The organism is Salipiger marinus (assembly GCF_900100085.1).
GTDB lineage: Bacteria > Pseudomonadota > Alphaproteobacteria > Rhodobacterales > Rhodobacteraceae > Salipiger > Salipiger marinus.
Map to the genome: position 1 here is coordinate 1 of NZ_FNEJ01000047.1, position 10,800 is coordinate 10,800.

Annotated in this window: 11 protein-coding genes and 1 pseudogene; 4 read left to right on the forward strand and 8 right to left on the reverse strand. The window is 60.8% G+C overall.

Going from position 1 to position 10,800, the window contains the following annotated elements; genetic code table 11:
* From BLR51_RS25965 to BLR51_RS26010, 7 genes and pseudogenes are all read right to left on the reverse strand, one after another.
* A partial coding sequence (locus BLR51_RS25965) for a helix-turn-helix domain-containing protein (protein ID WP_131821895.1) occupies positions 1-181 on the reverse strand: 181 nt, incomplete at its 3' end.
* A 144-nt stretch (positions 182-325) separates the two neighbouring features.
* Positions 326-768 (reverse strand): annotated as a pseudogene (locus tag BLR51_RS28375) (transposase); the annotation flags it as partial.
* Positions 769-1,047: 279 nt separating this feature from the next.
* Positions 1,048-1,737 (reverse strand): copper-binding protein, encoded by a 690-nt coding sequence (locus tag BLR51_RS25985; RefSeq protein ID WP_089852425.1) that lies wholly within the window; start codon positions 1,735-1,737, stop codon positions 1,048-1,050.
* Between the two features lie 47 nt (positions 1,738-1,784).
* Positions 1,785-3,143, reverse strand: coding sequence for a multicopper oxidase family protein (locus tag BLR51_RS25990; RefSeq protein WP_110506225.1), 1,359 nt, complete (start codon positions 3,141-3,143; stop codon positions 1,785-1,787).
* A gap of 11 nt (positions 3,144-3,154) precedes the next feature.
* Positions 3,155-4,618, reverse strand: a complete 1,464-nt coding sequence (locus BLR51_RS25995; protein ID WP_089852428.1) for a TolC family protein — start codon at positions 4,616-4,618, stop codon at positions 3,155-3,157.
* A gap of 294 nt (positions 4,619-4,912) precedes the next feature.
* The gene (locus BLR51_RS26005) at positions 4,913-5,335 is read right to left on the reverse strand and encodes a hypothetical protein (RefSeq protein WP_089852430.1); all 423 of its coding nucleotides are present in this window, start codon (positions 5,333-5,335) and stop codon (positions 4,913-4,915) included.
* 198 nt (positions 5,336-5,533) lie between these two features.
* A complete protein-coding gene (locus BLR51_RS26010) occupies positions 5,534-5,734 on the reverse strand; it encodes a heavy-metal-associated domain-containing protein (protein ID WP_009815466.1) in 201 nt (66 codons plus the stop codon).
* A 140-nt stretch (positions 5,735-5,874) separates the two neighbouring features.
* Between BLR51_RS26010 and BLR51_RS26015 the strand changes: the two genes are divergently transcribed.
* The 4 genes from BLR51_RS26015 to BLR51_RS26030 all read left to right on the forward strand — a co-directional run bounded on the left by BLR51_RS26015 (position 5,875) and on the right by BLR51_RS26030 (position 10,514).
* Positions 5,875-8,382 carry a heavy metal translocating P-type ATPase gene (locus BLR51_RS26015; RefSeq protein ID WP_089852432.1) on the forward strand — a complete coding sequence of 836 codons (2,508 nt, stop codon included), beginning with the start codon at positions 5,875-5,877 and terminating at the stop codon, positions 8,380-8,382.
* Between the two features lie 19 nt (positions 8,383-8,401).
* Complete coding sequence (gene cueR / locus BLR51_RS26020; RefSeq protein WP_037941731.1) at positions 8,402-8,821, forward strand: Cu(I)-responsive transcriptional regulator; 420 nt, start codon at positions 8,402-8,404, stop codon at positions 8,819-8,821.
* Between the two features lie 132 nt (positions 8,822-8,953).
* Entirely contained in the window at positions 8,954-9,826 is an 873-nt protein-coding gene (locus BLR51_RS26025; RefSeq protein WP_089852434.1) for a DUF305 domain-containing protein, read from the forward strand.
* A gap of 22 nt (positions 9,827-9,848) precedes the next feature.
* Positions 9,849-10,514, forward strand: coding sequence for a glutaredoxin domain-containing protein (locus BLR51_RS26030; RefSeq protein WP_242656857.1), 666 nt, complete (start codon positions 9,849-9,851; stop codon positions 10,512-10,514).
* Here the strand turns inward: BLR51_RS26030 and BLR51_RS26035 are convergent.
* Positions 10,492-10,800: hypothetical protein (locus BLR51_RS26035; RefSeq protein ID WP_242656858.1), on the reverse strand; the 309-nt coding region annotated here is incomplete at its 5' end. The genes BLR51_RS26030 and BLR51_RS26035 overlap by 23 nt on opposite strands.

Consider the following 10,800-nt stretch of genomic DNA (forward strand, 5'->3'; position numbering starts at 1 on the left):
CATACTTGTCAGCCAAGCGCTCCTCCGGCTCGCGCGGCCCGTAGACCGGCGCCTCAAGCCCGCGCTCGAGGTATTTTCTCACCGTCTTGCGGTCCAGCCCGGTTTGCCGCGCGATCGCGCTGACGCCGAGGCCCTGCCGCTTCAATTCCAAGATCATCACGATCTCCCTCAGTTCCACCACCTGCGCGCCCTTCCCTTGGCATCAGCAGGGGTAATTCTGCGCCGCCGATGGTCCGGGGGGCATGCCCCCCGGACCATCGGCAACAGCGCCAAACTGGGGAAATTTCATCCAGCGCTTTTGGGGAGATTACGTCCAGCACTCACAACTCTCTGCCCAGGCCTGCCGGATCAGCTCGGTCTGCCGTGCATCTTCCTGTGCGCGATGACTCAGCGGCTCCCTGAGCCATGCATAGAAGCCGGAGAAGTGGACCCGCAGCACCCGGCACATGGCCCGGACGCCGAACTCCTCGCGATGCGCCCGGATGAAGGCGTACTTCATTGGGACTCGCGCGCGAAGTACGCCGTTGCCTTTTTTAGGATATCGCGCTCCTCGGTCACCCGAGCCAGCTCGCGCTTCAGGCGCCGGTTCTCAGCCTCGTGGTCCACGCCCGGCTTCGGCGAGGGCTCCCCGAACAGCTTCACCCACTTGTAGAGAGAATACTTGCTGACCCCCAAGCGTCGGGACACCTCCCGAACCGGATATCCGCGCACCGTGATCTGATGCACCGCGTCCCGCTTGAACTCGTCGCTGTAGTTGCTTGTCCCCATGGTCGCCTCCTCGGCTCAAAGTAAGGAGGCAAAGCGTCTACAAATCTAGGGGCACCTCATTCCCGATCGCATCATGGCCAGGCAATTCAAAGGCCCGCGCATGAGGTTGCTGGCCTTTGCCACTGGAAGCGTTCACTGAGAAAGCCGGAAAGACAAGCATAAGGGCGGCGGTGCAGATTATCAGGAAATTCATAATGCTCGGCTACCTCCGTAGCGCTTGATTTTATTGCCTCAAAGCGTTGGGGCCGGGCGTGTTCGCCTCGGCCCCATTGTCTATCTTCACTTCATCTGCGTGACAGTAAGCTTGCCCTTGACCCGGTCGGCGACGAACTCGATGTCCTGTCCTTCCGCCATCTTGGCCATCATCGCTTCGTCCGCGCGGAATACCATCGTCATCGCGGGCATATCGAGGTTGACCAGAGGGCCGTGGATGATTGTGACCTTGCCGGCCTTGGCGTCGATCTTCTTGATGGTCCCGCTCGTGTATTCCACGTCAGCCTGAGCCATCTGGTCCCCCACTGAGACCGCTCGGTGCATGCCGGATTCGTAGTGACCCGGGATCAGGCACGCGGCTTCGAACGTACCAGCATTCGCGAACGTCCAGACGACCTCGCCCGTGGCACCCGGATCAAGACGGATACGGTTCGGGTCGTCGTGTTCCATGTCCATCTTGGCCATTTCGATCTTGTGCTCGGCGTTATTTTCCAGCGTGTCGAGAACAAACTCGTGTTCCAGCTCACCCTTGTTCGTGATGTTGAAGCGGATGGTTTCACCCTGCTTGATGGTCATCTCCTCACTCTCGATCAGCATTTCGCCTTCGTCGTTTTCAAGCAGGGTTACATCAATCGACCGGTCGACTTTTGCCGTATGGCCGGGCATACCGACGGCCATTTTGGCATGACCAACGTCAGCGAAAGCCCCCGTTGAAGCGAAAAGGACGAGAGAGGTGCTCAGAAGAAGTTTTTTCATTTGGTTTTCCTGTAGGTTTGGTTTGGTTGGAGTCGACGAAGGGCCGTTCAGCCCTCCGAGTTTGGTTTTGGTGTGAGAATGGTCTTGGGACTGTTGTTCGAGGCGAACTCGGGCAATTCGCCAGTCCATTCGTAGGCCATCTCGCCCGGAGGATTTTCGTACCAGCCGGGATCGGAGTAATCGTCCGCGTCGATGCCGTCCCGCACCTTTACGACCGAAAACATGCCGCCCATCTCGATGGGGCCGTAGGGCCCCCAACCCGTCATCATCGGGATCGTGTTGTCAGGCAGCGGCATTTCCATTTTCGCCATGTCCCCCATGCCGGACATGCCCATGGGCATGTATTCCGGCTGGAACTGACGGATCTTCTGGGTCAGCGGCTTCTTGTTGACCCCGATGAACGTCGGCACATCGTGACCCATGGCATTCATCGTGTGGTGCGACTTGTGGCAGTGAATCGCCCAGTCACCCAGATGGTCTGCGACGAACTCATAGGCGCGCATCGCGCCCACGGGGATGTCGATGCTGACCTCCGGCCATTGCGCTTCTGGCGGCACCCAGCCACCATCCGTGCAGGTGACCTTGAAGTCATAGCCATGCATGTGGATCGGGTGGTTTGTCATCGTGAGGTTGCCGACGCGTACTCGCACCTTGTCGCCCTTGTTCACGACCAGCGGATCGATGTCGGGGAAGATCCGACTGTTCCACGTCCACAGGTTGAAGTCCGTCATCGTCATGATGCGGGGCACGTATGTGCCGGGATCGATGTCAAAGGCATTCAGCATGATCAGAAAATCGCGATCCACCGGCATGAAGGTGGGATCCTTGGGATGGACCACGAACATGCCCATCATCCCCATCGCCATCTGGGTCATTTCGTCGCCATGGGGGTGGTACATGAACGTGCCGGACTTCACCAAGTCGAATTCGTAGACAAACGTTTTTCCTGGCGGGATGCTGGGATGACTCAACCCGGAGACCCCATCCATGCCCGAGGGCAGGATGAGCCCGTGCCAATGCACCGTGGTGCCTTCCGGCAGCTTGTTGGTGACGTAGATGCGGACCCGGTCGCCTTCGACTGCTTCGATCGTTGGACCGGTGGACTGGCCGTTGTAACCCCATAGATGCGCGATCATGCCGTCTGCAAGTTCGCGCTCTACCGGTTCGGCGACGAGGTGAAATTCCTTGACCCCGTTGTTCATCCGGTGCGGCAGGGTCCACCCGTTCAGCGTGACCACAGGTGTGTAGTCCGGCCCTGACGACGGACGCGCCGTAATCGCCGTTGCCGCACTGTCCATCTGCGCGGCTTCGGGGAGGCCCATGTTCAGGGTTTGACCCCAGGCTTTTGAAGAGACCAGCGTTGCACCTGCGGCGCCGGCTCCGAGTAATTGACGTCTGTTCAACATGTCAGTTCCTTTCAGTGTCCTGCGCCGCCACCGGCGGCAAGCGTTGCGCCTTCTCCACCAGCACCACCGCCGCCTTCGCCGCCGCCATAGATCGCAGCGGTCAGATCGGCCTGTGCCATGTAGAACTCGCGTTTTGCGTTTGCCGCTTCCAGGGATGCGCCAAGTTTCTCGCGCACATCAGTCAGCAGCTCGAAAGTGTTGGTGATCATGCCGTTGTAAGACAGCAAACCCTCTTCTTCGACGGTCGTGCGTAGCGGCACCAGAACGTCGCGGTAGTGGCGCGCGATTTTATAGGCGGCATGATAGGAAGTCTCAGCACCGCGCGCTTCGGACCGGACGTTCACGGCCTTCTCTGCGAGCACGTTGGCCGCTTGTAGATAAGACAATTCCGCCTTGCGCATCCGGGCCTTGCCGGTGTCATAGATCGGGATCGCGAACTCCACTTCCACCTGAGGGGTGGTCACGGTTTCCGTTTCTCCGTCCTCAATTTCCCGCTCCGCCTCGAACCCGGCAATGAACTCAAGATCGCTGACAATGCGGGTCTGATCGGTCAGCCCAAACGCCTTGGCCTGCGCTTCCAGGCCAAGTTTGGCAACACGGAGATCCACCCGGTTTCGGAGCGCCTTTGCCTCGATGTCGGTCACACGGCCGACAGAACGCGGCAGTGCAGGAAGGGCATCTGGCACATAGTAATCGACTTCGGTGCCCCAGAGACCCATCAACCTGGTCAAAGCCTCCTTGGACCGAGTGGCGTTCAATCGTGCCTGTGCAAGTTGCCCCGCCAGTTCGGCATTGAATGCCTGTTCGCGGGCCTGCCCAGCTTTGTTGAGTGCGCCGGTCTCGCCCAACCGCATAGCCAGTTCCGAGCCGGCGTCAGAGGTCGCTTTCGCGCGCCGCAGATAGCTCACTGCCTCGAAGGCGGCGACTGCATCGACCCATGCCTTTCGCGTCTGATTGGCCAGTGCAAGTGTGTCATTCACGGCATTGAGCTGAGCCTGCCGGAAGCTTGCATCAGCAATGGCCATGCGCTGTTTGCGCGTGGTGGCATCGAGGACGTTCGACCGGATCAGCCCTTCGATCGCCCTGTAGGCACCGAGTTCAGGCGCACCGATTCCCAAGACACCAATTGAGACGATCGGGTTTTCCGGCGTCGATTGCTGCCAAGCCTCAGCGGCCGAGAGGCCAACATTGGCGTAAGACGCTTGCAGACCCTTATTGTTCAGCAGCGCAACCTGAACCGCCGTATCGGCCGAGATCGTCTTCCGATGCACCATGCTGTGCACCTGTTTCTTGAGAGCTTCGTTTTCGGCCTGGGTTTCGGCGAAGGCCGTCCGTTTGCCGATGGCCGGTGTGACCTGACTGGAAATGTTGGCGAAGCCGGCTTTCGGTTCCGTGTAGATACCCGGTACAGAGGTAGCGCAGGCACCCAAAATTAGGGGAAAGCCAAGAACCAGCGGAATCTTAGATACCCGCATCAGTTGCCCTCCGTCTGCTCTTGATTGACGGAACGCCAATCACGGGGGCCGGTCGGACCACGATAGGTGTAGCCAGCCAATGGATCTTGATAGCTGATCGGAGACGAAACGGTCGCGTTGACGACAGCCTGTTGTGTCGCAACGGAGGGCAAAGGGGTAGGCTCATAGGCGCATGCGCCAAGCCCGAGGGCCGAAGCCCCCATAAGTAGATGAATTTTCATGAAGGTAACCTGATTGATGAACGATGTCTCACGCAGAGTCTGCGCAAGGCTCACACCCGGATTGGGCGCCGTTTCAGATCAGGAATCGAGGGGGCCGCAGAAACCCTGATGTTTCGACGGAATGCGTCTGACCGCTCAGGATCATATATTCTTTCGCCGCAATAGGATCCGGGAATACCAAGTCTGCGTCTGGAATGACGACAGATATGCATATTCCGTTACAACACTGATTTGATTGTTGCTCTGTTTCACCCATGTCGGAGGATATGTCATCCACGTCAACTGTCGCCGGGTGTTTCATGTGGTCGGCGTGGATATCGGTTCCCTGACCAGCTGTCGGTTTGCTGAGAAGGGAGCTGATCGATCCAGAATGCTGACCATCATGCATTCCCGAGGCCGCGTGTGCCGCAGAAGGTGGAGACAGAACCAATGCCAACGCAAAAGCGAAGCAAGTGAGGAATTTCACCCATACCGAAGTGGCGACACGCATTCTCATGGATAGTAACCTGGACGTTTTGACAAATTAGTCAACGCTTACAGCGCGGGAAGGTTTGGCACATTTTAGCGAGGCTGGCGAATTCTCGCTGCGAGCGCTCAAAACTGTTGCGCAATAGATACATAGCAACGTTCACCAGTCAGACAGAAGACGCGAAAATGGTAGTGAGTACTTCAGTAATGACTGGAAGTGCCGGGACTAACTCAGTCTTTGCGATCCGTAGCCCGCATCGTGAATCGCTGCCTTCAGAGCGCTTTCATCCAATGCGCTATCTACCTCGACGGAACGCGCAGTCAGGTCACAGGTGACAGTCGCGTGTGGGTCTATCGTCACAATGGCCTTCTCTATCGACGCGGTGCAATGTCCGCAGTTCATGTCCGGCACGCTGAACCTGATCATCACGATCTCCTTCTTACTGCTGCCATCTAGGTCGTTCCCCTATGGGAAGGTCAATGCCCGAAAAAATTCCTCGATGCATCTGTTGACCTTCCAGCGAATGGAACCCCTATCTCTCGGAGGACCAGGATCAGGAGTCACCCATGTCGGATTCGCATACCCTTCGACTTTCCCTGCAGAACATGTCCTGCGCCTCTTGCGTCGGGCGGGTGGAGCGTGGGCTTTCCGGCTTGCCGGGTGTCAGCGACGTTCACGTCAACCTTGCCAGCGAGACGGCCAAGGCGCAGATCGACGCGCAAGGGCGCATTTCGAACATCGTCGAAAAGCTGGAAGAGATTGGCTATCCGGCCCGTACGCAGAGCATTCGCCTGAACGTGGCCTCCATGTCTTGTGCGTCCTGCGTTGGGCGGGTGGACAAGGCGCTGGCGGCGGTGCCGGGCGTGCTGGACGTGAACGTCAATCTGGCATCGGAAACTGCGACGGTAACGTATCTCGAAGGCTCGGTTGCGGTTGCGGACCTGCTGAAGGCGGCGGGTGACGCAGGCTATCCCGCGACCTTGCCGCAGGACAGCGCGCCGGAAGACACGAGTGCCCGCAAGGATGAAGAGGCGCGGACGCTGGCTCGCAGGACCGCGCTGGCGGCGGCCCTCGCCCTGCCTGTGTTTCTGCTGGAAATGGGCGCGCACCTGATCCCCGGCATGCATGGTCTGATCGGCGACACGATCGGCCATCGGACAAGCTGGCTGATCCAGTTCGGTCTGACCACCGTGGTCCTGTTCTGGCCGGGGCGCAGCTTCTATACGCGCGGGTTTCCAGCCCTGCTCAAGCGTGCGCCGGACATGAACAGCCTTGTTGCGGTCGGCACCTCTGCCGCCTATCTCTATTCTCTGGTCGCTCTTTTCGCGCCCGCGCTGCTGCCCGAAGGGTCGCGCGCCGTCTATTTCGAGGCGGCGGCGGTGATCGTCGTTCTGATCCTGCTGGGCCGCTGGCTGGAGGCACGCGCCAAGGGCCGCACCGGCGCAGCGATCCAGAAGCTGCTGGGCCTTCAGGCCAAGACCGCCCGCGTGCTGGTGGACGGAGAGCCTGAGGACGTGGCCATCGAGCGCATCGCCGCGGGCGACATCCTGCTCGTGCGCCCCGGAGAGCGGATTGCCGTGGACGGCGAAGTGACCGAAGGCAGCGCCCGCGTCGACGAGAGCATGATCACCGGCGAGCCGGTGCCTGTGGCCAAGTCGGTGGGCGATCCCGTCACCGGCGGGACCGTCAACGGCACCGGTGCTGTCCAGTTCCGCGCGACGCGCGTGGGGGCGGATACGACGCTGGCGCAAATCATCCGTATGGTCGAAGAGGCGCAGGGGGCCAAGTTGCCCATCCAGGGTCTGGTGGATCGGATCACCCTGTGGTTCGTGCCCGCGGTCATGGCGCTGGCGCTGCTGACGGTGATCGTCTGGCTGCTGGTCGGGCCATCGCCCGCCCTGTCCTATGCGCTCGTCGCGGGTGTGTCCGTGCTGATCATCGCCTGCCCCTGCGCGATGGGGCTGGCCACGCCGACCTCAATCATGGTGGGCACCGGCCGTGCCGCCGAAATGGGTGTGCTGTTCCGCAAGGGTGACGCCCTGCAACAGCTTTCGACGGTCGATGTGGTCGCGCTGGACAAGACCGGCACGGTGACCGAAGGACGTCCCGAACTGACCGATCTGGTGCTAACAGAAGGATTTGAACGGGCCGAGGTGCTGGCTCTGGTCGCGGCGGTCGAGGCGCGGTCGGAACACCCCATCGCCGAGGCCATCCTGCGGGCGGCGGAGGCCGAGGGCGTTGCTCGGCACGACGCGCAGAAATTCACGTCCATCACCGGCCACGGTGTCCGGGCCGAGGTCGCGGGCCGCGAGGTGCTGGTGGGGGCCGACCGTCTGATGACCCGCGAAGGGCTGGACATCGGCGCGCTGGCGGACGCGGAACGCCGCCTGGCCGAACAGGGCCGTACCGCGCTTTACGCCGCTATCGACGGACGCGTTGCCGCCATGATCGCCGTAGCCGATCCGGTCAAGCCGTCCAGCGCCGCGGCCATCCGCGCCTTGCACGATCTCGGCCTGAAGGTCGCCATGATCACCGGCGACAAGCGCGAGACGGCAGAAGCCATCGCGCGGGAGACGGGCATCGACCACGTGATCGCGGGCGTGCTGCCGGACGGCAAGGTCGCGGCACTGGATGAACTGCGTGGCACGGGCCAGCATATCGCCTTCGTCGGCGACGGCATCAACGACGCGCCCGCGCTTGCCCATGCGGATGTGGGCATCGCCATCGGCACCGGCACTGACGTCGCCATCGAATCCGCCGACGTGGTGCTGATGTCGGGCGACCTGCGCGGCGTGGTCAACGCGCTGGAAATATCGCGGCGCACCATGCGCAACATCCGCCAGAACCTGTTCTGGGCCTTCGGCTACAATGTCGCGCTGATCCCGGTTGCGGCGGGGGCGCTTTACCCGGTGTCGGGCCTGCTGCTGTCGCCGGTGCTGGCGGCGGGGGCGATGGCGCTCAGCTCGGTCTTCGTACTGACGAACGCGCTGCGCCTGCGCCGTGTGCGCCCGGCGATGGACGAGGCGGCGAAGGCCGTGACCGACCCCCGCCTGTCCCCCGTTCCGGCTGAATGAAAACAAGGAGAAGACGATCATGAATATCGGAGACGTGGCCGACCTGTCCGGCCTTCCCGCGAAAACCATCCGCTACTACGAGGACATCGGGCTGGTCGAGCCGCTGCGCAGCGCGAACGGTTATCGCAGCTTTCGGCAGAGCGACGTCCACAAGTTGGCGTTTCTCGGGCGAGCGCGTGCGCTTGGCTTCACCATCGAGGACTGCCGGAGCCTGCTGAAACTCTATGCCGATACCGACCGCGCCAGCGCGGAGGTCAAGCAGATCGCCGAGGAACACCTCGACCGGATCGACCGGAAAATCGCAGAACTGACCGAGATGCGCGCGACGTTGTCGCACCTTGTCGATGCCTGCGCTGGCGATCACAGGCCTAATTGTCCGATTCTCGCAGATCTGGCGATGGAAGAGGATAAGACCCGGACCGCCAGGGCAGCGGATTAAGCGGGCTTAGATACGTCCCGCAGCGGGCAGCGCCACCCATAAGGTGCGACTGGCTGCAGCTATTTCGGAACATTCCAGCGCGGGAAAGTTGTTCCACCTTTAGACTTCACGATTTCGAGAGAGGACAACTTCATGTCATATGGCCGCTTTTTCGCGATGATCGCCACATCTACCGTCGTCATGTTCGGTCTGATGTATCTCAATACCTACCTCTGGACGCATGTGTTCTGGTCGGAAACGCGGGCCTACATGGCTCTCCTGATGGGTGCCACCATGGCGATCATCATGCTGGGCTTCATGCTGTCGATGTATTCCAGCAAGATGGCTAACGCCGCCATCTTCATCGGTGCCGTTGTGGTCTTTGCCGCCTCCCTTTGGCTGGTCCGCAGCCAGGTGACGGTGGGCGACACCAGCTACATGCGGGCAATGATCCCGCACCACTCGATCGCGATCATGACCTCCAGCCGCGCCGATATCTCGGACCCGCGCGTGCGCAAGCTGGCGGATGAGATCATCTATGCGCAGGACAAGGAAATCGCCGAGATGCGTTATCTGGTGAACGATATCGACGCCAACGGTGACAGTCCGGCACAGTCAGAAAGCGGACCGGCGCAGATCGTGAGCCTCGACGAGGCGCTATCAACCCCGGAAGTCGCCATTCTCGACCTCGAATTTCTTACTTCGGAGGACATTGCTCAGATGTTTCCCGGCGGCGCCGCGTGCACGTTCACCTACACCACCACAAGCAGGCCTGCGCTGGCGGTGGGCCGCATCGACGGTGGGAGTGTAGCTCTCGCCAAGATCAGCGGCGATCTGGTGCGGCTGGAGGCTGGCGACGCCGGAAGCACTTGGGGCACGGAGGGCATGACAGTGGCGTTGAGCGCGCCGAGCGGAACCGGCACATTGGACGCAAATAGTGGCGAAATGCAGGACGCCGATCTCGTTCTCGAACTTGGGTCCGGTCTGCGTGCAGGGTATCGCGGATATTACGGTTGCGGTGCCTGAACCAGAAACTGGAGGAAACACCATGCCGAAAGACGCATCGAAATCAGCCCAACTCTACCGGATGGTCATGCAGGATCATCTTTGCCCTTATGGTCTCAAGTCCAAAGACCTGCTCGAACGGGAAGGGTACGAGGTCGAGGATCATCACCTGACGACACGTGAGGAAACCGATGCCTTCATGGAAAAGCACGGGGTCGAGACCACGCCGCAGACCTGGATCGGCGACAAGCGGATTGGCGGCTACGACGATCTGCGGGTCCATTTCGGCCTCGACGCGCCGGAAAGCGAGCGCTCGGACACCTCCTATCAGCCGGTGATCGCGATCTTTGCCATCGCGTTTCTGATGGCGCTCGGCCTGTCGTGGTACAGCTTTGGAACCATCCTCAGCCTGCGTGCGCTGGAATGGTTCATCTCGATCTCGATGTGCTTGCTTGCAGTGCAGAAACTTCAGGACGTCGAAAGCTTTTCGACCATGTTCCTGAATTACGACCTGCTGGCGCGCCGCTGGGTGCGCTACGGCTATCTTTATCCCTTCGGAGAGGCCTTCGCCGGCATCCTTATGGTCGCCGGGGCGCTCACCTGGCTTTCGGCTCCCGTGGCCCTCTTCATCGGAACGGTCGGTGCAGTTTCGGTCTTCAAGGCGGTCTATAGTAACGGCCCGGTTGCTACCGCGGTCCGTTTTGCTTGACGCGAGCGATGATCTCGGGCTCTCCGACGAAGTCCTCAAGGAAGTCGCTCCATGTTTGGGATGATCGGCGCGCGTCTGCGAGCATGTCCTTCAGCTCTTCGATGCCGTCGTCGGTCAGCGCCGTGAGAGCTTCGTCCCGCCCCGTGTGGACGCTGATGATGGCTCCGTAGCTGAGGTTGTCGTCGTTCGCGACGATCTCTTCCAGCATTTCGAGATCCTCGCCGAGCATCTTGGCGACGTATTCCATGGTGCAGACGTGGGTCACGGCGGCTATCAGGCTGCCTCG